Annotated in this window: 17 protein-coding genes and 3 pseudogenes; 11 read left to right on the top strand and 9 right to left on the bottom strand. The window is 62.0% G+C overall.

Features of this window, described 5'->3' with window-relative positions:
• The first annotated feature begins 28 nt into the window (after positions 1-28).
• On the top strand, positions 29-2,224 hold the full coding sequence (locus AC13QO_RS06145) for an OmpA family protein (protein ID WP_488540170.1): 2,196 nt from the start codon (positions 29-31) through the stop codon (positions 2,222-2,224).
• Positions 2,225-2,312: 88 nt separating this feature from the next.
• Here the strand turns inward: AC13QO_RS06145 and AC13QO_RS06140 are convergent, their stop codons facing one another.
• Both AC13QO_RS06140 and AC13QO_RS06135 read right to left on the bottom strand, forming a co-directional pair.
• On the bottom strand, positions 2,313-3,071 hold the full coding sequence (locus AC13QO_RS06140) for an alpha/beta hydrolase (protein WP_488540169.1): 759 nt from the start codon (positions 3,069-3,071) through the stop codon (positions 2,313-2,315).
• Positions 3,072-3,123: 52 nt separating this feature from the next.
• Positions 3,124-4,899: a cytochrome c biogenesis protein DipZ gene (locus AC13QO_RS06135; RefSeq protein WP_488540168.1), complete on the bottom strand. Its 1,776-nt coding sequence runs from the start codon at positions 4,897-4,899 to the stop codon at positions 3,124-3,126.
• Between the two features lie 357 nt (positions 4,900-5,256).
• Here AC13QO_RS06135 and AC13QO_RS06130 point away from each other — a divergent pair, with 357 nt between their 5' ends.
• From AC13QO_RS06130 to maiA, 6 genes are all read left to right on the top strand, one after another.
• Complete coding sequence (locus tag AC13QO_RS06130) at positions 5,257-6,309, top strand: alpha/beta fold hydrolase (RefSeq protein WP_285196053.1); 1,053 nt, start codon at positions 5,257-5,259, stop codon at positions 6,307-6,309.
• 110 nt (positions 6,310-6,419) lie between these two features.
• Positions 6,420-7,160 carry a response regulator gene (locus AC13QO_RS06125; RefSeq protein ID WP_488540167.1) on the top strand — a complete coding sequence of 247 codons (741 nt, stop codon included), beginning with the start codon at positions 6,420-6,422 and terminating at the stop codon, positions 7,158-7,160.
• Positions 7,157-8,485, top strand: coding sequence for an ATP-binding protein (locus AC13QO_RS06120; protein ID WP_488540166.1), 1,329 nt, complete (start codon positions 7,157-7,159; stop codon positions 8,483-8,485). The genes AC13QO_RS06125 and AC13QO_RS06120 overlap by 4 nt, the downstream gene beginning before the upstream one ends.
• A gap of 173 nt (positions 8,486-8,658) precedes the next feature.
• The gene (locus AC13QO_RS06115; protein ID WP_488540165.1) at positions 8,659-9,075 is read left to right on the top strand and encodes an organic hydroperoxide resistance protein; all 417 of its coding nucleotides are present in this window, start codon (positions 8,659-8,661) and stop codon (positions 9,073-9,075) included.
• 40 nt (positions 9,076-9,115) lie between these two features.
• A complete protein-coding gene (locus AC13QO_RS06110; RefSeq protein ID WP_488540164.1) occupies positions 9,116-9,250 on the top strand; it encodes a hypothetical protein in 135 nt (44 codons plus the stop codon).
• Between the two features lie 11 nt (positions 9,251-9,261).
• Positions 9,262-9,897 carry a maleylacetoacetate isomerase gene (gene maiA, locus AC13QO_RS06105; RefSeq protein ID WP_488540163.1) on the top strand — a complete coding sequence of 212 codons (636 nt, stop codon included), beginning with the start codon at positions 9,262-9,264 and terminating at the stop codon, positions 9,895-9,897.
• Positions 9,898-9,940: 43 nt separating this feature from the next.
• Here the strand turns inward: maiA and AC13QO_RS06100 are convergent.
• A pseudogene (locus AC13QO_RS06100) lies at positions 9,941-10,552 on the bottom strand (aldo/keto reductase).
• A gap of 12 nt (positions 10,553-10,564) precedes the next feature.
• Positions 10,565-10,959 (bottom strand): annotated as a pseudogene (locus AC13QO_RS06095) ((R)-mandelonitrile lyase).
• Between the two features lie 120 nt (positions 10,960-11,079).
• Between AC13QO_RS06095 and AC13QO_RS06090 the strand changes: the two are divergent.
• The 3 genes and pseudogenes from AC13QO_RS06090 to AC13QO_RS06080 form a co-directional block, all read left to right on the top strand.
• Positions 11,080-11,959 (top strand): annotated as a pseudogene (locus tag AC13QO_RS06090) (LysR family transcriptional regulator); the annotation flags it as partial.
• A 169-nt stretch (positions 11,960-12,128) separates the two neighbouring features.
• Positions 12,129-13,640, top strand: a complete 1,512-nt coding sequence (locus AC13QO_RS06085) for an ATPase domain-containing protein (RefSeq protein WP_488540162.1) — start codon at positions 12,129-12,131, stop codon at positions 13,638-13,640.
• A complete protein-coding gene (locus AC13QO_RS06080) occupies positions 13,615-15,777 on the top strand; it encodes an ATP-binding protein (protein WP_488540161.1) in 2,163 nt (720 codons plus the stop codon). The genes AC13QO_RS06085 and AC13QO_RS06080 overlap by 26 nt, the downstream gene beginning before the upstream one ends.
• On the opposite strand, the gene mobB is transcribed toward AC13QO_RS06080, so the two are convergent.
• From mobB to AC13QO_RS06065, 3 genes are read right to left on the bottom strand one after another with little or no spacing between them, the layout of a single operon-like run.
• Entirely contained in the window at positions 15,709-16,230 is a 522-nt protein-coding gene (gene mobB / locus AC13QO_RS06075) for a molybdopterin-guanine dinucleotide biosynthesis protein B (RefSeq protein WP_430959045.1), read from the bottom strand. The two genes, AC13QO_RS06080 and mobB, sit on opposite strands and share 69 nt — an antisense overlap.
• Positions 16,227-16,856 carry a molybdenum cofactor guanylyltransferase MobA gene (mobA, locus tag AC13QO_RS06070; protein WP_488540160.1) on the bottom strand — a complete coding sequence of 210 codons (630 nt, stop codon included), beginning with the start codon at positions 16,854-16,856 and terminating at the stop codon, positions 16,227-16,229. The genes mobB and mobA overlap by 4 nt, the downstream gene beginning before the upstream one ends.
• 9 nt (positions 16,857-16,865) lie before the next feature.
• On the bottom strand, positions 16,866-17,774 hold the full coding sequence (locus AC13QO_RS06065) for a DMT family transporter (RefSeq protein WP_285196041.1): 909 nt from the start codon (positions 17,772-17,774) through the stop codon (positions 16,866-16,868).
• 331 nt (positions 17,775-18,105) lie between these two features.
• Here AC13QO_RS06065 and AC13QO_RS06060 point away from each other — a divergent pair, with 331 nt between their 5' ends.
• Entirely contained in the window at positions 18,106-18,873 is a 768-nt protein-coding gene (locus tag AC13QO_RS06060) for an SDR family oxidoreductase (protein ID WP_488540159.1), read from the top strand.
• Positions 18,874-19,132: 259 nt separating this feature from the next.
• Here the strand turns inward: AC13QO_RS06060 and AC13QO_RS06055 are convergent, their stop codons facing one another.
• Positions 19,133-19,915, bottom strand: a complete 783-nt coding sequence (locus tag AC13QO_RS06055) for a glucose 1-dehydrogenase (protein ID WP_488540158.1) — start codon at positions 19,913-19,915, stop codon at positions 19,133-19,135.
• Positions 19,916-20,097: 182 nt separating this feature from the next.
• On the bottom strand, positions 20,098-20,886 hold the full coding sequence (locus AC13QO_RS06050) for an SDR family oxidoreductase (protein ID WP_488540157.1): 789 nt from the start codon (positions 20,884-20,886) through the stop codon (positions 20,098-20,100).
• Positions 20,887-21,006 lie beyond the last annotated feature (120 nt).

The following is a 21,006-nucleotide window of genomic DNA, read 5'->3' as shown; positions in this document are numbered from 1 at the left end:
GAAGCTCAAACAGGATCGAGGAAACCCTATGGGCAAGAAATCAAGATTGTTTGCAAGCGCAGCTTTCCCGCTGCTTTCTCTCTCGTTGGCGCTGCAGCCGGCATCGGCAGTGGCGGCCGCGCGCGGCGCTACGACCGAGGCTGCGGCCGTACGGCAGATCGAACAGGGCAGCTTCGAAGTGGCGCAGGACGCGCCCTCCGAAGAGGAACTCTTGAAGAAGAAGCGCAAGCAGAAGGGGGAAGCCCCGGCCGAACAGGCGCCGGCCGCCGAGCAGCCGAAGGAGGCGCCTGCCGAGAAGCCGAAGGCCGAGCGCAAGGAGGCGCCGGCGCCCGAACCCAAGGCGGAGCCGGAACCGCCGAAGGCCGAAGCGCCGAAGGAGGAGCCCGCGCCGAAGGCCGAGAGCAAGCCGGAGCGGAAAGCCAAGCAGGCAGCTCAGCCGGAGGCCGAGCCGCAACAGGAAGAACAGCAGCCGGTAACGCAGGAAAAGCCGAGAAAGCCGAAGAAGCAGCAGACTGAGCAGGCCGAGCCGGAGGCTCAGCCGGCCCCTGAACAGCAGCCGGCGGCAAAGCAAGCCCAGCCGGAGACCGAACAGGCCCAGCCCGAGGTCAAGCCGGAAGGCGGCAAGAAGGGTCAGGACAAGGCCCAGAGCCGAGATAAGGGCAAGGCTAAGGCCGAGACCGCCGCTCCCGAGGCGGTGACGCCCACCGAGGAACAGGCCAAGCCCGCAGTTGAGCCGGAAGCAAAACCCGCTGCCGAAGCGCCAGCCAAGAAGCCGAAGAAGGGCGAGGCTGCAGCCCCGGCGGTGAAGCCAGCCGAAGACAAGGCGGCCGCTCCCGAAGCTGCGCCTGCCGAAGCACCGACGGATGGCACGGCTGCCAAGCCTGCCGCCAAACAGCCCACCGCTGAGCAACCCACCGCTGAGCAACCCGCCGCCAAACAGCCCGCCGGCGAACAGCCGGCTGCGCCCGCCACCGACACGGCCCAGCCGCTGCCGGATGCCAGCGGCGGACAGCAGGTGGAGCAGGCCATTCCGGCACCGGAAAAGGTTTCTCCCGAAGAGCTGGAGCGCCGGAAAAAGATCGCCGCAGATCCGGCCAAGAGCAACGAGACCGTCGTGCTGCCGGTCGAGAACGGTGCCGCCGTGCTTGACAGCGACAAGGATGCCGATCGCAACAAGGGGCGGGAAGGTCGCCGTGACCGCGACAAGCTGCGGGCCGAAAGCCAGGAGGTGAAGGTGCCGACCTCGGATGCGGATGCTCAGGCTCCTGCCGCCGCTGCGGCGCCGGCGATCAAGCTCGAGGCGGTCACCAGCGAGAAGGGCACGAGGCTCGACACCCGGCCGCAATTTGCCCGTCCCGAGGGAGCGCGCATCGAGGATCAAACGGATGATAACCGGGTGATCATCCAGTACAACAATCAAGTGATCGTGCGTAGCGACGACGACAGGAGGTTCCTGCGCGACGGTGAACGGCCGATCTATGAAGAGCTCCCGGACAATCGCTATCGCGAGATCATCACCCGGCCGGAAGGCTATCGGATCGTCACCATTCGCAACCGCTACGGCGACATCATCCAGCGGTCGCGCGTCGATTCCCGCGGGCGCGAATACGTGCTCTACTACTCACCTGATCTCTACGAGGATCCTGATCGCGGCTATTTCGATGACCCGGGCGCTGATCTGCCGCCGATGCGACTGCGTGTCCCGCTTAACGACTATATCATCGACACCAGCAGCGATCCTGACCGGGACTATTACGAATTCCTCAGCGAGCCGCCCGTCGAGCAGGTGGAGCGTGTCTATTCGCTTGACGAAGTGAAGTATTCTGCCCGTATTCGCGACAAGGTGCGCCGCATCGACCTCGATACGATCACCTTCGCGACCGGCAGCGCCGAGATCCCGATGACCCAGGCGCGCACATTGCGCAAGGTTGCCGACGCGATCAGCCAGGTGCTGAAGAAAGATCCGAGCGAGACCTTCCTGATCGAGGGCCATACGGATGCCGTCGGTTCCGACCAGAGCAACCTGGTCCTCTCCGACCAGCGGGCGGAATCGGTCGCCAATGTGCTCTCCGACGTCTATGGCATTCCGCCGGAAAACATGGCGACGCAGGGCTACGGCGAACGTTACTTGAAGGTCAACACGCCAGGCCCCGAACAGGAAAACCGCCGCGTCACCATCCGTCGCGTCACTCCGCTGGTGCGTCCGGTCGCCGCCAACCAGTAGCTGATCCGCCCCTCCCTGGCGTCAGGGAGGGGCGCTGACCTCCTCTTCTCCCGCCGGGAGAAGGGGAAGTGGCCTTTTCTTACCCTCTCTATCGGCCAGCTTTCGTAGCCGCGTTTTCGATCACGTCGGCGACTTTCTCCGGCTGGGATGCGAAGACGGCGTGGCTGCCCTTGATCTCGGTGATGTCGCTGCCGGCTCGTTTGGCCATGTCACGCTCCAGCTCGGGATTGATGGAGCGATCCTCGGTGGCGACGACCGACCAGCTCGGCTTCGTCCGCCATGCCGGCCGTCCGACTTTGGCCGAAAAGGCCTGCTTGGCGGCGAAGACCTGCGATCTTGCCAGGAAATCGGCCTCGGCCTTCGGCAGATCGGCCGCGAAAGCCGCGGCGAAGGCGCCCGGATCGAGATAGAGATATTTGCCGTCCTTAGTTTCCTTGATATCCATACTGGCGGCCGGCTTCGAGCTGGCGAGGCTCAGCAGGCTTTCCCCCTTGTCGGGCTGGAACGCTGCGACATAGACGAGGCCAGCGACATGTGGATCGTGACCAGCTTCAGTGATTACCATGCCGCCATAGCTGTGGCCGACGAGCAGGACCGGTCCCGTCTGGAGGTCGAGAACCCGCTTCGTTGCCGCCACGTCGTCGTCGAGCGAGGTGAGGGGCTCCTGGACGACGGTGACGTTGAAGCCGCGCTTTTCGAGGATCTGGGTCGCTTTTCGCCATCCCGAGCCATCGGCCAGCGCGCCGTGGACGATCACGATGTTCTTGACCGCGGCAGCCTCGGCAGCAAAGGCGATTCCGGCGGTGGCAAATGCAAGGCTTGCGATGAAAATCAGATGCTTATTCATGGGGTCACTCCTTTTGGTGATGTTGAAGGGCGGGATTTGAAATTCTTAGGGTTCAGCCGAAGGTGAAGGCGTAAGCCTGGACGCCCGGATCGAGGAAGCGGATTTCGAAGGTGCGGGCGGTGACGGCGCCGGACTCGCGAACGAGCTGGTAAAGCCGCGTTGCGGTGACCGTGCCATTGCCGTCGGCGTCGATGTCGGAGCCATGATCGGCTCCGGGCGCCTTGCCATCGAGCCTCACCTGGAAACGGACCGGTTTGGCGTCGGCGCCGGGTCCGAGCACGAGGTGCAGATCGCGGGCGCTGAAACGATAGGCGATGCCGCCCCCCGGCTGGTCGAGCGTTGCCTGATCCTTACTGACGGTCCAGGCGCCAGACAGGCCCCATGCATTGATGCCGGGCTTGGCGATCGAGTAGTTCTGCGGCGTATCGGCCTGCAGCCCTTCGGGAGAGACGAAATTCTCGGCCTGTGCGTAGCCGAGATAGGTCTCGCCGGAGCCGATGTTGGCGAGGTCGGGACCCGCTTCCACACCCTTGGCATCGGGCGCAACCGGGGCCGTTTCCACCATCTGGTTGCCCGCTTCGCGCAGCAGGTCCTGGATGGCCTTTTCAGTCCTGCCGTAATTGCCTTCGCCGAAATGGTGATAGCGGATCTGACCTTTGGCATCGATCAGATAGGCGGCAGGCCAGTAGCTGTTCTCGAAGGCGCGCCAGATTTTGTAGTCATTGTCGATCGCAACGGGATAGCCGATCTGAAAGTCGCCGACAGCCTTCTTGACGTTGTCGATCTTCTTTTCGAAGGCAAATTCCGGCGCGTGCACGCCGATGACGACCAGGCCCTGATCCGCATATTTTTCCGCCCAGGCTCTGACATAAGGAATGGTGCGAATGCAGTTGATGCAGGAATAGGTCCAGAAGTCGACGAGCACCACCTTGCCCCGCAACTGCTCCTTGATCAGAGGCTTCGAGTTCAGCCATTCGACCGCGCCGTCGAACGAAGGCGCGTAAGCTTCGACGGGCAGATCACTGTGGAAAGGCTTCTGTGCATCCGCTGCGGAAATGTTCGAGTCGTTGCTCGCCACCTCAGAAGGTGTGCCGGCGACGGGCTTGGCATGCAGCCTGTCCAGCAGGGTCTGTTCCAGCGAGGCGGTGCTGGCATAGGAAAGGCGCGCCAAGAGGCTGGTGTCGAGACCGAGCGCGATCACCGCCACGCCCGCCAACACGGTAGCGCCGACAGCTTGGCGGATTCGATCGCCAACGCCGAGCGAGCGCTTCATCGCGGCGAAGATTTTACCGCCGATCAGCAAGGCGACGGCAAGCGACGTCGCAGCACCGGCGGCATAAGCGATCAAAAGGGCGGTGGTCTGCAGATTGGCGCCCTGCAATGCCGCGCCGGTCAGCACAAGGCCGAGAATTGGTCCGGCGCAGGGCGCCCAGAGCAGGCCGGTGGCGACGCCGAGGATGAACGCGCTCCTGACCGACGGCGCAGTGCGTCCGCCACCGCTGGCGTTCAGAAGATTGTTGCCGAGGTCAACGATCGGGCGGGCCAGCGTGCTCGCGAAGCGCGGCGACAGCAGGCTCACTCCGAAGAGCCCGAGCAGGACGATCGAAGCGAGGCGGCCATATTCATTGGCGCGGATGGCCCAGCTGCCGCCGACGGCGGCAAGCGTGGCGACCAGCGCGAAAGTGGCGGCCATGCCGGCCAGCATCGGCAGCGTGCTCTTGACGAAAGGCTGGCCGGCGCGGGTGAAGACGAAGGGGAGGATAGGGAGGATGCAAGGGCTGAGTATGGTCAGCACGCCTCCGAGATAGGCAATGATCAGAAGTGTCATCATCGTTTCCTTTGAAACCGATTGATCGGGCTCTGGACGGCGATGCGCCTGAACCAGCAACGGCTGGGAGATAGCCTGGCGGAGGTATCTCCGATGTGTCTGGTTTGATGCGAAAATGTACCGAACTATTGCGCTGGAGTGCCCGCGATACAAAAGAATACAAACTGCCTTTCCGCAGAGGCGGCGGTGAAAACGGCGATAGCCCGCCGGATGCCCTGCCGAGGCGGCGCTTTTGTATCAGAATGTATCTTGGCAGGCGGAGGTTACACTCGCATTCAAAAACCGCAGCCTGTGACATATAGGCGATACAAGCCGAACGTCATCTGAGCGCCGTGAGCCATTCGACAGGAGAGACCGATGTCAGAGCAAATCAATCATCACCGCCGCCGTTTCTTCGGCATGACGGCAATCGCACTTGCAGCCGTCGAATTCGGCGTGGCCGGAGCGGTCGCAGCCCAACAGCCGCAGTCTAGCAGCGCAGCGCTGCCTGGCGTAAAGGCCGGGACCAATACGTCGTTCGAAGCGCTGAAGCAGGTCAGAACCGATGTGCTCGATATCGGCTATGCCGAGGCTGGAAAGGCGGATGGTCCGGTCGTGCTGCTGCTTCATGGCTGGCCCTACGATATTTACAGTTTCGTCGATGTCGCGCCGCTGCTTGCCTCGGCCGGCTACAGGGTGATCGTGCCTTATCTGCGTGGCTACGGCACGACCCGCTTCCTCGATGACAAGACACCGCGCAACGGCCAGCCTTCGGCGCTTGCCGCCGACATGATCGCCCTGCTCGATGCGCTCAAGATCGAAAAGGCTGTCATTGCCGGTTACGACTGGGGCGGACGGACCGCCAATATCATGGCCGCGCTGTGGCCCGAGCGCTGCAAGGCGATGGTATCGGTGAGCGGCTACCTGATCGGCAGCCAGGAGGCCAACAAGAAGCCGCTGCCGCCGAAGGCGGAACTTGCCTGGTGGTACCAGTTCTACTTCGCCACCGAACGCGGCCGCCTGGGCTATCAGAGCAATACACACGACTTTGCAAAGCTCATCTGGCAAACGGCGTCGCCGAAGTGGAATTTCGACGATGCGACCTTCGACAGATCCGCTGCCGCCTTCGATAATCCTGACCATGTGGATATCGTCATCCACAATTACCGCTGGCGCCTGGGGCTTGTCGAAGGCGAGGCGAAATATGATGCCTATGAGAAGAAGCTTGCCGCTCTGCCGATGATTTCGGTGCCGACGATCACCATGGAAGGCGATGCAAACGGTGCGCCGCATCCGGAACCTTCCGCCTACGCCGGAAAATTTTCCGGGAGGTACGAACATCGCACGATCGGTGGCGGCATCGGCCACAATCTGCCGCAGGAGGCGCCGCAGGCTTTCGCCCAGGCGGTCATCGACGTCGACCGCTTCTGATTGGCGGCAAAGCTTCGTTGCTCGCGCGGGCGGAATATGCGTAGGTCGCATCTGGCACTTCGATAAGAGCGAGGCGGCGGGCGCGGCCGCAATAGTGAGGAATAGGCAATATGGATCATGTCGATCACATCCTGATCGTCGACGACGATCGTGAAATCCGCGAGCTGGTCTCGGGCTATCTGCAGAAGAATGGCCTCAGGACCAGCATTGCCGCGGACGGGCGGCAGATGCGCAGTTTTCTGGAAGCGAATGCCGTCGACCTGATCGTGCTCGATGTTATGATGCCCGGCGACGATGGGCTGGTGTTGTGCCGGGAACTGCGCGCCGGCCGGCACAAGGCGATACCAATCCTGATGCTGACGGCCCGTACGGACGAGATGGACAAAATCCTCGGGCTGGAGATGGGCGCCGACGATTATCTCGCCAAGCCCTTTGCCGCGCGCGAGCTTCTTGCCCGCATCAAGGCGGTGCTGCGGCGTACCCGCATGCTGCCGCCCAACCTGCAGATCAGTGAGGCTGGTCAATTGCTGACCTTCGGCGACTGGCGGCTCGACACGGTCGCACGTCACCTTCTCGACAAGGAAGGGACCGCGATTGCCTTGAGCGGTGCCGAATACCGCCTGCTTCGTGTCTTCATCGACCATCCGCAGCGCGTGCTCAACCGCGACCAGCTTCTGAGCCTGACGCAGGGCCGCGACGCCGAACTCTTCGATCGCTCGATCGATCTTCTTGTCAGCCGTCTGCGGCAGCGCCTGGGGGACGATGCGCGCGAGGCGACCTATATCAAGACGGTGCGCAGCGAAGGTTATGTCTTCTCGGTTCCGGTCGAAATTTCTGAGCCGCGCCGATGAGAGCCGATATTCCCATCCTGGCGAACCTGACGTGGCCGAGAACTCTGCGATCGCGGATATTTCTCATTCTTTTGATCGGTTTGGCCTTCGCCTATGGGCTCTCCTTCAGTGTTCTCTACATGGAGCGCTACATGTCGGCCAAGGCGGTGATGCTCGGCACGCTGGAGAACGACGTCGCGACATCGATTGCCGTTCTCGATCGGCTTCCGGCAAGTGAGCGCGGCGACCTTCTGGACTGGCTGAGCCGCGGCAACTACCGTTTCGAACTTGGGACTGGCCTTGCCGGTGCGCCCGACAGCTCCAGCAAGGCGAGGGAGATCGCAGGAAAGATAGAGGCGGCCGCCGGGCATCGCTTTCCAATCCGCGTCGAACGGATTCCGGGTGAGGTGAGCCGGCTGCAGGCGCATCTTACGCTGAGCGACGGAACTCCTCTGACGATCGATGTCACACCGAGAGGCGTGATGCCGATCGCCGCATGGCTGCCTTATGTTTTCGTGATCCAGATGGCGCTGCTCATTCTCTGCACCTGGTTTGCGGTCCGCCAGGCGATTCGGCCGCTCGGCGAGCTCGCCGCTGCTGCCGATGCGCTCGATCCTGATAAGGACGGTCAGGCTTTGAGCGAGGCGGGGCCGAGCGAGGTGGCGCATGCGGCAAGAGCATTCAATGCGATGCGGGAGAGGATCGCCCATTATCTCGAGGAGCGGGTGCAGATACTGGCGGCGATCTCGCATGATCTGCAGACGCCGATCACCCGCATGCGGCTGCGCGCCGACATGGCGGAGGATTCACCTGATAAGGACAAGCTGGTGCATGATCTCGCCGAGATCCAGCGTCTCGTCCAGGACGGCATCGCCTATGCGCGCAGCGCCCACGGCAGCGGAGAGAAGAACGCCCGCATCGATCTCGCCTCGTTCATCGACAGTATAGCCTACGACTATCAGGACACTGGAAAGGCCGTTACGGTCTTCGGTCTGGTTGAAGGCGCCGCCTTCACCAGGCCGCACGCCCTTCGCCGTATCCTGTCGAATTTCATCGACAATGCCTTGAAGTTTGCCGGCGCCGCCGAGATCAGCGTCGAGCGAGGCGCTGACAATTCCGTCGTCATCAGCGTTATGGATCGCGGACCCGGCATTCCGGATGATATGCTCGAAGCCGCGATGCAGCCCTTCTTTCGGCTCGAGCAATCCCGCAATCGGGAGACGGGCGGCACAGGTCTCGGGCTGGCAATCGCCCAGCAACTGACGGCCAAGATCGGCGGTTCTCTGAAGCTCTACAATCGCTCGGGTGGCGGACTGGCGGCTGAAGTCACCATTCGGTGCAGTTGAAATTATCGGAATGGATTGTACGGGAAAATGTCCTCGACGCCGGATGCTACGTTTTGTGACATTTCGGCCGATTCCGGAAACATGCCGGATATATCGATCCGTCAAACCACACTCCGTCAACCCGGCCGCGGTAGCGGCCAGTCGCATGAAGCGACGCAACAAGGAGTGTTTCCGTGACCAAGATCGACAAGGTTCTTTATACCGGCAGGACCCGCACCACCGGCGGACGCAACGGCGCCTCGCAGAGCGATGACGGAGAGCTGGACATCAGGCTCTCGCCTCCCGGCAGCGCCCGGCCCGGCACCAATTCCGAACAGCTTTTCGCAGCCGGCTGGTCGGCCTGCTTCATTGGTGCGATCGGCATTGCTGCCGGCAAGCTGAAGGTCAGGCTGCCGGCAGAGACCGGTGTGAATGCCGAGGTCGACCTCGGTACGACCGATGGCGACTATTTCCTGCAGGCCCGTCTCAAGGTCAGTCTACCTGGCATCGAAGCGGATGTGGCAAAGGCGCTGGTGGATGAGGCGCACCGGACCTGCCCCTATTCGAAGGCGACGCGCGGCAATATCCACGTCGAAGTGACCGTTGCCTGACGCACAGGGATTGCCGGTCGGCCTCATGATGGAGGATTTGATGAGATTGATGATCATCTGCATTCTGGGAGCTGCGGTCTTCGCCGCGCCCTGCGTTTATGACGTGAGTTCGCGCGAGCCTTCGCCGCTGGCGAGTCTCGTCGCGGCGGCGTCCGCAGCCTCCTCGGATCAATAGGGAGAAAGACAGTGAAACTCTACCAGAATGAAATTTCTTCGGCCACATCGAGGGTCCGGATCGCGCTCTCCCTGAAGGGACTGACGGCCGAAGCACTGCCGGTCTCGATCCTCGGAGAAGAGGCCGAGAGCCGGCAGGATGGATATCGCAGCGTCAACCCTCAGGGGCTGGTGCCGGCTTTGCTGACGGATAGCGGCGCGCTCATCACCCAGTCGCTGGCGATCGTCGAATATCTCGACGAGATTCAGCCTGAGCCGCCTCTGTTGCCTGAGACCGCCGAAGACAGGGCGCAGGCCAGGTCGATCGCGCTTGCGATTGCCGCCGAGATCCACGCGCTACTGCCGCCGCGGATCGGCCTGCATCTCAAGACCGCCTTCCAGGCGGATGCAGATGCCATCACAGCCTGGAGCCGTCACTGGATCGGCGAAGGGATGGGCGCCGTCGAGAGGATGATCGCTGGCCGCAGGCATGGTGCCTTCGCCATCGGCGATCGGCCTGGTCTTGCCGATATTTTCCTCTTCCCGCAGGCAATCAGTGCCCGGCGCTTGGGCTTCGATCTCGCCCAATGGCCTGGTATTGCGGACATCGTTGCGAAGCTCGAAGCGATACCGGCGTTTCAGGAGAATGGCCCGGCGCCAAGGAAATGACGTGAACGATGGAGAAGCGGCTGCGGTTGATGACGGCTGGTTCTCAATCAACGATCATCGTGGCGAGGGCACTTTCGAGGCTGCCGAGATCCTCGGCAGTCAGGTTGAGCTGCGCTGCCCCGATGTTCTCCTCCAGGCGATGCAGCTTGGTGGTACCGGGGATCGGTACGATGCAGGGCTTCTGGGCCAGCAGCCACGCGAGCGCCCCTGAGCGGAGGTGGCGCGCTTGCGCGCGGCGATGTCCTTGAGATTGACGAGGCCTGGTTGGCCTTCCGTGCTTCCTGCGAAAAGCGCGGCAGGATATTGCGGAAATCCTTGCTGTCGAATGTAGTAGCCTCGCTGATTGCGCCGGTGAGGAAGCCCTTGTCGAGTGGGCTGAATGGAATGAAGCCGGTGCCGAGTTCTTCGAGCACCGGCAGGATGTCCTGCTCAGCTTCGCGCCACCAGAGCGAATATTCGCTCTGCGATTCGTTGTTGTAGGGGCCATAGGCTTCGGCGGTGTCGAAGAATGTCACGCCGCGTCTGACGGCCCGCCGGATCAGTGCGACGGCATCCTGGATACTGTCGCCGGCCCATTACCATAACTCAGCCCCATGCAGCCGGGACCGATGTCCGAGACTTGAAGTCCGCTGTTTCGACGTTGACGCAACCGCATAGCCCTTTCCCTTCAGCCTCGATATTGCCTGTCGGTGACATGCTCCATCCAGTCGACGACCTTGCCTTCGAGCTGTTCCTGGATGGCGATGTGGGTCATCGCGGTCGTTGGCGCGGCGCCGTGCCAATGCCGCTCGCCCGGAGCGAACGAGACCACGTCTCCAGGACGGATCTCCTCGATGCGGCCGCCTTCGCGCTGGACGCGGCCGCAGCCTGCCGTGATGATCAGCGTCTGGCCGAGCGGATGGGTGTGCCAGGCGGTGCGGGCGCCGGGTTCGAACGTGACGCTGGCGCCGGCGGCGCGAGCGGGGTCGGTGACGGCAACAGAGGGTCGATGCGCACCGTGCCAATAAACCAGTCTTTCGGTCCCTTGGCCGATGGCTGAGAACCGTTTCGTTTGATTTCCATGAGCGTGTTTCCTGTGTCTGCGGTCCGGACAGGCTCGTCCGCGTTTGAGGACAGATAGCGCGTGGCTTTAGGTTGGATTAGATGGTATCAGCGGCATGGACCTATGAGAGAGTTTCATAAATGCCGCGCCCGACCATTGATGATCTCATCGTCTTTCTTGCCGTTGCCCGTGCACAGAGTTTCACGAAGGCGGCGGGGAAGCTGGGCGTATCGCAATCGGCGCTCAGCCACGCCATTCGGGGACTCGAAGAGCGGCTCGGGCTGCGATTGCTGACGGCACGACGCGCAGCGTCTCGCCGACCGAGGCCGGCCAGCGCCTGCTCGCCACCGTCGGTCCGCGAGTGGACGAGATCGAGACCGAACTCGCAGCCCTCAGCGCGTTTCGGGAAAAGCCGGCCGGCACCATCCGCATCAACGCCGGCGAGCATGCCGCGGAGACGGTGCTCTGGCCCGTCCTGGAAAAACTCCTTCCCGACTATCCCGACATGAACCTCGAGATCATTGTCGATTACGGCCTGACCGACATCGTCGCCGAACGTTACGATGCGGGCGTGCGGCTGGGGGAGCGAAGGACATGATCGCGGTGCGCATCGGTCCCGACATGCGCATGGCCGTGGTCGGCGCTCCCGCCTATTTCGAAAGAAGGCCGAAACCTCTAAGGCCGCAGGATCTTGTGGACCACAATTGCATCAACCTGCGCCTGCCGACCTACGGCGGCATCTATGCGTGGGAGTTCGAGAAGGACGGGCACGAACTCAAGGTTCGTGTCGAAGGACAGCTGGTGTTCAACAATATTGGGCTGCGGCTGAACGCGGCGGTGGCCGGAGCGGGGCTGGCCTATATGCCGGAGGATGCCGTGGAACTGCATGTTGCCAGCGGCCGGCTCACGCGCGTGCTAGAAGACTGGTGCCCGCCGTTTCCCGGCTACCATCTCTACTATCCGAGCCGCCGGCATGCTTCGGCGGCTTTCGCGCTGGTCGTGGATGCCCTTCGCCCTCGGCGACAGAGGCCTGTTTCCGGGCCGACCGCCCGCACATGCAGATCAGCGCCGACGACCTTTCCAAACGGACTTCCATAGCTCTTTGAAGCTTGGGCAAATGGGACTGCGCGGCTGATTTGACATTCTATCGGTCGCCGCTACTTCAAATAAAAACTGAAGGAAACAATGAATGAATACTGCTGTGCCTGCCACGAAAGCTCGGACTGGAGTGTCCGGTTTGGACACAATTCTGGCGGGCGGACTTTCCACGGGCCACGTGTTTCTACTGGAAGGGAATCCGGGAGCGGGCAAAACCACCATTGCCCTGCAGTTCCTGATCGAAGGCGCACGACTCGGCGAGCAGGGGCTCTACATCACACTTTCGGAAACGGAGAGCGAATTACGGGCCGGCGCCGCGTCGCATGGGATGGTGATCGACGGCAATATCGAGGTCTTCGAGGTCGTGCCGCCGGAAAGCCTGCTTGATTCCGATCAGCAGCAGAGCCTGCTTTATTCGTCGGATCTTGAACTTGGGGAGACGACAAAGGAGATTTTTGCCGCTTTCGAACGCGTCAATCCTCGTCGCGTGGTTGTCGATAGCCTTTCCGAGATAAGGCTGCTTGCACAAAGCTCGCTTCGCTACCGTCGCCAGATCCTGGCGCTCAAACATTATTTTGCCGGACGGGGCGCGACCGTCCTTCTGCTCGACGATCTCACCTCCGACGTGCTCGACAAGACGGTGCACAGCGTCGTTCACGGCGTCATCCATCTCGAGGAACTGGCGCCGAGCTACGGTTCCGAGCGCCGACGTCTAAGGATCATAAAATATCGCGGACAAGCCTTCCGGGGCGGTTATCACGATTTCATCATTCAGACCGGCGGCGTCATGGTGTTTCCCCGTCTTGTTGCCGCCGAACACAGATCGACGTACCTCCGTGATCAGATTTCCTGCAATATCCCGAAGCTGGACCTTCTTCTTGGGGGCGGCCTTGAACGAGGTTCCAGCACGCTTATCCTCGGTCCTTCCGGCACAGGCAAAAGCACGTTTTCGTTTCAGTTCCTGGCGGCGGCGGTCGCACGGGGCGAGAAGGCGGCCGCCTTCATCTTCGACGAGGAGCTCGGCTTGCTATTTGCGCGCCTGAAGGCGCTCGGAATCGATCTCGAAGCGATGAGGGATGCGGATCAAATCCACATCGAACAGCTCGATGCCGCCGAATTGTCGCCGGGCGAATTCGCCCACCGGGTGCGCGACTGCGTCGACAAATCGGGAGCAAAAACCGTCATCATCGACAGCATCAACGGATATCAGTCGTCAATGCCGGATGAGAACTCGCTGATCCTTCACATGCATGAGCTGCTGCAATATCTGAACAGGCGTGGCGCCAACACCTTTCTGACCGTCGCCCAACATGGGCTGGTTGGTGACATGAAGGCACCTGTCGACGTTACATATCTCGCCGATACCGTCATTCTTCTGCGCTACTTCGAGGCTGCGGGAAAGGTACGGCGGGCCGTTTCGGTGATCAAGAAGCGGACCGGCTTTCACGAAGATACCATCCGGGAGTACCGCATCGACGCTTCCGGGCTGACGCTTGGAGAGCCCCTCATCGGGTTCCAGGGCGTGCTTCGCGGCGTGCCTGAATTCATCGGCACTTCGGCGCCGCTCCTGTCGAGCGATGGTGGGGATAGCGGCAATTCCTAATTCCGGCAAACCGAAAGCACTGATCTACGCCCCGGCCGGGCGTGACGCCTGGGTGGCTATTTCGCTGATCGAAGAGGCCGGACTGGCATCGATTGCCGCGGCCAACCTCTCCATGTTCGCCGCGTCACTGAGCGATGACATCGCGTTCGGCGTTCTGACGGAAGAAGCGGTTCGCTCGAGCGATCTGAAGGCGATCGCCGCCTGGGTTTCGGCCCAGCCGAGCTGGTCGGACCTGCCGTTCATAGTCCTCACCACGCGAGGTGGCGGGCCTGAGCGAAATCCGGGTGCAGCCAGGCTTTCCGAGGTACTCGGCAACGTCACCTTCCTCGAAAGGCCGTTCCATGCAACGTCCTTCATCAGCGTCGCCCGGACCGCCCTGAAGGGACGTCAGCGCCAGTACGAAGCGCGCGCGCAGCTCGAGGCCCTCGGCGAGGGAGAGCGGCGGCTGCAGACCGCGCTCGCCGCGGGTCGTCTCGGGGCATGGGAGCTGGAACTGTCCTCGACGGCCTTGTCAGTCTCGGCGACATGCAAGGCAATTTTCGGCCGAGATCCAGACGATGAAGTGACTTACGACGATCTGATTGCAAGCATTCATCCCGAGGACCGGGATCTGGTGCAGGCAAGCCTGCGCGAGACGATCGACACCGGGCGGGACTATTCGATCGAGCACAGGACGATCTGGCCGGATGGATCCTTGCATTGGACAGAGGTCCACGCGCAGCTCTATGCTGACAGATATGGTTCCGCCAGAAAGCTCGTCGGCGTCTGCTCCGACACCACGGCTCGCAAGACCGCCGAGGAAAATCTGAGACGGCTCAACGAAAATCTCGAAGAACGCGTCAGGGAGCGGACGAGGGAGGTCAACGCTGCCCATCAGACCCTGATCGAGGAGGTTGCCCAGCGTGAGCGCGCCGAGGAGCAGCTTCGCCAATCCCAGAAAATGGAGGCAATCGGCCAACTCACGGGTGGCGTCGCCCACGATTTCAACAACCTGCTGATGGTCGTTCTTGGAAATCTGGAGCTGCTGGGAAAGCATGTCGCCGGAGATGCAAAGGCGACGCGTCTGGTCGAGGGTGCACTGCAGGGCGCACGGCGGGGAGCGGCGCTGACGCAGCGATTGCTGGCTTTTGCAAGACAGCAGGATCTGCAGGTCAAGCCCGTCGATCTCGCAGAGCTGGTTTTTGGGATGAACGACCTGCTGCGGCGCTCGGTCGGCCCCTCGGTCAGCATCGAGACCATGCTGCCGGCTGCGTTGCCGCCGGCGCTCGCCGACGCGAACCAGCTGGAACTGGCGCTGCTCAACCTTGCGGTCAATGCCCGTGATGCGATGCCGGAAGGAGGCACGCTGTGCATATCCCTGCGCGAGGAACAGGTTATAGGTAATGATCGCGATGTCGGCGAGGGCAGCTATCTTGTGCTTGCGGTCGCCGATAGCGGCATCGGTATGGATGCGGACACGCTGAAGAAGGCGGCCGATCCGTTTTTTTCGACCAAGGAGCTCGGAAAGGGGACAGGTCTGGGCCTGTCGATGATCCACGGGCTTGCCGTCCAGCTCAACGGCGCTCTTGTTCTGAAAAGTGACGTCGGGGTAGGAACGACCGCGGAATTGTGGCTTCCGGCGACCGGACTGCGCCCCGAGCGGCCGGTCGATGAATTGCCTGCACCTCAAGCCGCGTCGAGGTTGAGGATTCTTTTGGTTGATGACGATGCGCTGATCGCGATGAGTTCGGTCGACATGCTGGAAGATCTCGGCCACGAGGTCGTCGAAGCAAATTCCGGCTCCGAGGCGCTCGAGCTCATCAGGAGCGGTGAGCATTTCGACCTGATGATTACCGATTATTCGATGCCCGGCATGACGGGCGCGCAGCTCGCCCAGTCGGCGCGGGGCCTGTACCCGCACCTGCCGATCGTTCTGGCGACAGGTTACGCCGATCTTCCCGCCGGCACGGACATTGATCTTCCGAGATTGGCAAAGCCCTATAATCAGACTCAACTCGCCAAGGAAATTACCAAGGCAATGGCAAGCGCGGCGCCTCCGATTTTGAGACCTGGCCGCAATGCAGGTGCTTCAGGCGCTAACCTGTCCAAGGCCGACGACAGCCGCGATGAAATCGGCGATGGCGCCTGTGTTGTCTAGATCGAAGACCGGCAGGGACGTATCTGGTACGGTGTGATCGGCGGCGATCGCGCAGATATGAGGATCGGTCGGCGCCAGCGGCTCGCGATTGGCGGCCTCCAGGCGTCGCGCCTCGATCTTCGGGATCGGCTCGCGCTTATAGCCTTCGATCAGAACGAGATCGCAAGGGGCAAGCCGCGCGAGGATTTCCTCGAACGCGGGTTCGGGGGCGCCGCGGAGCTCATGCATGATGGCATAACGAGTGCCGGAGACTATGGTGACCTCATGGGCGCCGGCCTGGCGGTGGCGATAGCTGTCGGCCCCGACCTTGTCGATATCGAAATCGTGATGGGCGTGCTTGATCGTCGAGATCCGGTAGCCGCGGTTGGTGAATTCCGTCACCAGCCGGACGGCAAGCCCGGTTTTGCCCGAGTTCTTCCAGCCGGCGATGCCGAAGATTTTCGGTGCGGTCATGTGCGCAGGGCCTCCAGCCAGCGTTGCGCCTCGATGAGATCGTCAGGCGTGTTGATGTTGAAGAAGGGGTCGAGCAGGCTGGCGCGGGTCGGATGCAGCGGAAATGTCACTTCCGTAACGTCATGCCGCAACAGGAAGTCGCGCACGCGGCGTTTCTCGTCGGTAGCGATCCAGGCTTCCAGATCGGCGGCCAGTGTCACCGGCCAGAGACCGAAGACCGGATGGCTGCGGCCCTCGGAGGCGGCAATGGCGATCTGCGACGGGCGCTCCAGGGCTGCGGCCAGACGGGCGACGAGATCGATGGGAAAGAACGGGCAATCCACAGAGACGGTTACGACATGGGAAATCGCCGGAAGGCCAGCGCCGTAGACCATGGCCGCGTGAATGCCGGCCATCGGCCCGGCCTTGCCAGGAATGCGGTCGGGAACCGCGGCCACGTCCTCGGCGACTGCGTCAGCGTTGACAGCAACTGAGATGACCTGCTGCGAGAGACGGAGCAGCACATGGCGAAGCAGGCTCTCGGTTCCGAGCATCACCTCCGCCTTGTCGCGGCCCATGCGTTGCGAGCGGCCGCCGGCCAGCACGACGCCTGCTATGTCGGATCTGTCGAGCGGGAGTTCAGCCATTATCCTGCCTCAAACCGGTGAGCGCGGCGCCGATTCCTGCGCGATCGGGGGCACGCGGCGCTTGGCTTCACGATAGAACGTATAGAGGCCGGAAGCGATGACGATTGCGGCACCGAGGAGTGTCCAGCTGTCAGGCACTTCAGCGAAGAAGAAAAAGCCGAGCAGCGAGGAGAAGATCAGGCTGGTATAACGAAAGGGCGCGACGAAGGAAATTTCCCCGGTGCGCATGGCGAGGATCACGGACTGATAGCCGACGAGTACCAGCACTGAGGCGAGAAGGAGGTGTCCAAGGGAAGTCACGCTGACCGGCTGCCAGCCGCCGAGCACAGGAATGAGAAGCGCGCCGAAGAAGGAGATGGAGGTCGCGGTGATGACGGTGATCATCAACGATGGAATCTCCGGATCGATCGAGCGGGTGGCGAGATCGCGGCCGGCCGTCGTCATGACCGCACCGACGCAGAGGAGGGCGGCCGCGGTGAACCCTTCGGGGCCGGGGCGGATAATGATCATCACGCCAACGAGGCCGACGATGATCGCCGACCAGCGCCGCCAGCCGACAGGCTCCTTGAAGAAGAGCGCGGCGCCGAAGGTGACGACCAGCGGCAGTGACTGCAGGATCGCTGAGGCATTGGCGATCGGCATCATGCCGAGCGCGGTGATATAGGTGACGGCAGAGAGCATCTCGCAGATGATGCGGAGAATGATCATCGGCTTCAGCACGACGCGCCAGGAGCGCAGCGCGCCCATTTTCCTCGCGATTAGGTAGACGAGCAGGCTTGTGAAAAGGCCGCGCAGGAACATGATCTCGCCCGCATTCATATGGGCGATCACCGATTTGGAGAGTGCGTCGCTCGCGGAAAAGCCGGCCATCGCCATGCTCATATAGATGGCGCCCTCGGTATTGCGTGACCGCGACATGAAGAGATTCCCTTTACCTGTGCGCTCCTTCTTAGTCGGGATGATAAATGAAGGGAATCGAATGAATGTCACACCCTGGGATAAATCGATGATGCAGCGCACAATGACGCTGACGTTACGGCAGGCGACTATATGGAACTTGCGTCAAATGCCGATCTAGCTCACGAATCCGATGTGGCCAGTATAATTTCCTTCCCAACCCGGTTGCGAAACTGATCGCTGATCAAGACCATCCGCATTCGCGAGTTTTGCCTTTGCGCGCGGGAAACGGGTGGCTGCATCGACTGATGTCTGAGATCTGGGATGCCTCGACAACTGAGGAGAAACGGACATGACACTTCTGAACGACAAAACCGCGATCATCACCGGCGCAAGCTCGGGCATCGGCCATGCGGCCGCGAAGGTTTTTGCACGCCAAGGCGCGAGACTGGTAATCAACGGCCGGCGGCAGGAGGCGCTCGATGCCGTCGTCGCCGAGATCGAGGCAGAGGGCGGGGAGGCTGTCGCCATTGCCGGCGACGTCAGGGACGAGGCGCTGCAAGCAAGGCTGGCCGAAACAGCGGTTTCGCGGTTCGGCACGCTCGATATCGCCTTCAACAATGCCGGTGGACTCGGCGAGATGGGGCCGGTCGGAGGAGTGTCACTGGAGGGCTGGCGCGAGACGATCGAGACCAATCTGACGGCCGCCTTCCTCGGCGCCAAGCACCAGTCGGCGGCGATGGGAGAGGGCGGCGGTTCGCTGATCTTCACCTCCACCTTCGTCGGCTACACTGCCGGCATGCCCGGCATGGGCGCCTATGCGGCGAGCAAGGCCGGCTTAATCGGTCTCGTGCAAGTGCTGGCCGTTGAACTCGCGTCCCGCAAAATCCGCGTCAACGCGCTGCTGCCTGGTGGGACCGATACGCCTGCCAGCATCACTAACGCGCCCGATGCCACCGCGGAACTGCTCGCCTTCGTCAATGGGCTTCATGCGTTGAAACGCATGGCGCTGCCAGAAGAGATCGCCAATGCGGCGCTCTTCCTGGCGTCCGACCTGTCTAGCTTCGTGACGGGGACGGCGATGTTGGCGGATGGTGGGGTGTCGATCAGCCGGACGTAATTGGGTGAGGGGCGTTCATTTTGTCTTCGCTGGTGCTCAGCGAAGCCAGGCAATGAAGGACGTGCCGTGTGGCCCCCTCATCTGCCTGCCGGCATCTTCTCCCCGAGGGGAGAAGGGACTCGTGGCGGCGCCTTGCTCCCTCTTCTCCCCAGCGGTGAGAAGATGCCCGTCAGGGCAGATGAGGGGGCGAGGAGCGTCGGCGGCAAGCGAAAGGTATGTGGCTGCTTCAGGTTCCAGCTTCAATGCCTTCCCAGCCCGCCTACGACATGATCAACCCGCCATCGACATTGATCGTCTGGCCGGTGATGTAAGCGGCGTCGTCGCTGGCGAGGAAGGTCACCAGGCCGGCGACGTCCTCGCCGGAGCCGGCGCGTTTCATCGGGATGCCCTGGACCCATTCCTTCATCAGCTCGCCTGGGCCGTAATTGCCGAGCAGCTTGCCCCAGGCCTGGTCGTTGTAGGCCCACATGTCGGTCTCGATGATGCCGGGGCAGAAGGCGTTGACGGTGATGTTATCGGTCGCGACTTCCTTGGCGAGGCTCTGGGTGATGCCAACGACGCCCATTTTCGAGGCGGCGTAGTGCGGCGTGAAGATGAAACCGTCGCGGGCCTGGCCGGAGGCGGTGTTGATGATCCGGCCTCCGCGCTTGTGCTTGCGCATTCTTGCAATGGCCTCCTGAGCGCAGAGGAAAACGCCCTTGGTGTTGACGGCCATGACCTTGTCCCACTCGTTTTCGGTCAGATCCTCGACGCGGGCGATAGTGATGACGCCTGCGTTCTGGATAGAGACGTCGACGGTGCCGAATTCCTTTTCGGCGGCATCGTAGAGCGCGATGACGCTCGCCTTGTCGGTAACGTCACCGATGAAGGAGATCGCCTTGCCGCCTTCGGATCTGATCCCTTCGGCAACGCCATGGACCAGATCCTCATTTGCCGAAACGACGAGATTGGCGCCTTCGCGCGCAAAGCGCCTGGCGATGGCGGCGCCGATACCGCGGCTGCCCCCGGTGATGACGACAGTCTTGTTTTCGAAGCGTTTCATGCTCTTTCCTCGTATTCTGACACAAACAACAAATCTGGAAGCGGATGACGGCTGCTCGGCGTGAAGGGCGGGCAGACGACGATATCGCGCGCCGTCGTGCCCGTTGGTCCCTTCAGCACCTCGGTCTCAGCCAGGGAGGGAGGCGAGACCGTTCATTTTTCAGCTGCCGGCTTCTCATCTCATCACCAGCAGCAGAAACCGCCGTCGACGAGAAGATCGACGCCGGTCACGAAACTTGCTGCATTCGACAGAAGGAACACCGCCGGACCTACCATTTCGTCGACGGTTGCCATGCGCTGCATCGGCGTCTGCTCTTCGAAGAGCTTGGTCTGGTGGACCATCTCAGGACGGGTGTTCATCGGCGTTGCGGTGTATCCGGGGGAGATGGTGTTGACGCGAATGCCGCGGCCGACCCATTCCATGGCCATAGACTTCGACATATGGATGACGCCCGCCTTAGAGGCGTTGTAATGCGCCTGGCTCAGTCCCCGGTTGACGATCACACCGGACATGGAGGCGATGTTGACGATGGAGCCGCGTCCATTCTTCAACATTGCGCGGGCTTCGGCCTGGCAGGAAAGGAATATGCCTTTCAGGTTGATATCCATCAGCGTCTGATATTGGTCCTCTTCCATCTCCTCCGCCGGGTTGGCGTTGGCGATGCCGGCAGCATTCACTGCAAGGGTCAGGGCGCCGAGATCGGCTTCGGTGCGCGCGACGGCGTCTGCAAGGGAGGCTTTGCTCGTGACGTCAGCCGCAATCTGGATCGAGCGGCGGCCGGCGGCGCTGATATGTTCGGCTGTCCTCGCCAGTCCGTCATCGGTCCGGCGGTCGAGCAGAGCCACGTCGGCGCCGCATTGGGCAAGGCCCATGGCAATGCGCTGCCCGATGCCGCTGCCGGCGCCGGTGACGATGGCGACCTGGCCGCTGAGATCGAAAAGCTTCGGGGCGTTCAGAGTGATGTCGGACACCGCTCTTCCTTTCTCTGGTTGTTCAGAGCATTTCCGCTTTTCTTCGAATCACGCAAATGCCCTACCTCTTTGTTTTCACGCAATTCCTGACGCAAAACCGCTTCACACTTTTACCGGAAT

The organism is Rhizobium sp. CNPSo 3670, assembly GCF_057784555.1.
Note: the sequence above shows the minus strand (reverse complement) of the source record. Positions and strands in the feature narration are given on the sequence as shown.

Coding starts and splice junctions, on each gene's coding strand:
- mobB (WP_430959045.1), bottom strand. CDS start 16,230: ATGACCGCACCGAAAATCTTCGGCATCGCCGGCTGGAAGAACTCGGGC.
- AC13QO_RS06110 (WP_488540164.1), top strand. CDS start 9,116: ATGAGATTGATGATCATCTGCATTCTGGGAGCTGCGGTCTTCGCCGCG.
- AC13QO_RS06080 (WP_488540161.1), top strand. CDS start 13,615: ATGGTGGGGATAGCGGCAATTCCTAATTCCGGCAAACCGAAAGCACTG.
- AC13QO_RS06065 (WP_285196041.1), bottom strand. CDS start 17,774: ATGTCGCGGTCACGCAATACCGAGGGCGCCATCTATATGAGCATGGCG.
- AC13QO_RS06135 (WP_488540168.1), bottom strand. CDS start 4,899: ATGACACTTCTGATCATTGCCTATCTCGGAGGCGTGCTGACCATACTC.
- AC13QO_RS06130 (WP_285196053.1), top strand. CDS start 5,257: ATGTCAGAGCAAATCAATCATCACCGCCGCCGTTTCTTCGGCATGACG.
- AC13QO_RS06060 (WP_488540159.1), top strand. CDS start 18,106: ATGACACTTCTGAACGACAAAACCGCGATCATCACCGGCGCAAGCTCG.
- AC13QO_RS06085 (WP_488540162.1), top strand. CDS start 12,129: ATGAATACTGCTGTGCCTGCCACGAAAGCTCGGACTGGAGTGTCCGGT.
- AC13QO_RS06125 (WP_488540167.1), top strand. CDS start 6,420: ATGGATCATGTCGATCACATCCTGATCGTCGACGACGATCGTGAAATC.
- AC13QO_RS06120 (WP_488540166.1), top strand. CDS start 7,157: ATGAGAGCCGATATTCCCATCCTGGCGAACCTGACGTGGCCGAGAACT.
- AC13QO_RS06055 (WP_488540158.1), bottom strand. CDS start 19,915: ATGAAACGCTTCGAAAACAAGACTGTCGTCATCACCGGGGGCAGCCGC.
- AC13QO_RS06140 (WP_488540169.1), bottom strand. CDS start 3,071: ATGAATAAGCATCTGATTTTCATCGCAAGCCTTGCATTTGCCACCGCC.
- mobA (WP_488540160.1), bottom strand. CDS start 16,856: ATGGCTGAACTCCCGCTCGACAGATCCGACATAGCAGGCGTCGTGCTG.
- AC13QO_RS06145 (WP_488540170.1), top strand. CDS start 29: ATGGGCAAGAAATCAAGATTGTTTGCAAGCGCAGCTTTCCCGCTGCTT.